This window comes from Ferrovum myxofaciens, assembly GCF_000735045.1.
Taxonomy (GTDB): domain Bacteria; phylum Pseudomonadota; class Gammaproteobacteria; order Burkholderiales; family Ferrovaceae; genus Ferrovum; species Ferrovum myxofaciens.
In genome coordinates, this window is record NZ_JPOQ01000627.1 from 1 (window position 1) to 427 (window position 427).

1 protein-coding gene is annotated in these 427 nt (G+C 57.1%); it reads left to right on the forward strand.

Annotation, left to right across the window (positions count from 1 at the left end; all coding sequences use genetic code 11):
* Position 1: 1 nt before the first annotated feature.
* On the forward strand, positions 2 to 427 hold a 426-nt coding region (locus IV91_RS0115425; protein ID WP_035419208.1), incomplete at its 3' end, for a transposase.

The window sequence follows — 427 nt, forward strand, 5'->3', positions numbered from 1 at the left end:
TCTGCTGCTCTCGGAATGGATTTCCTTTCTTCTGGCCGCCGTTCCACCCCGTTCCCGCCGAACCTTTGTCGAACTTCTGATCGGTTGCATGCTCAACCCGGAAGGCTGGGTCACTCGTGCCATCGGAGCCATTCGCCGCGAGGCGCACTGGACCACCTACTACAAACTGATCGAACGGGCGAATGTCTCGGTCGCCGACTTGTCCATTCAATTGCTGCAATTGACGCAAAGAGTTTTTCCAAACGAACTGGTCAACCTGATCATCGACGATACGCTGGTTCCTCGTTGCGCGAAGAAGGGACCGGGGATCAGCGTCAAACACGATCACAGCCACAAGGCCAACCGGCCCACCTTTTTGAACAGTCAAGGTTGGGTCACACTGGCCCTGGTGGTGCGGGTCCGATTGGGTTCGGCGCTGACCATCCCA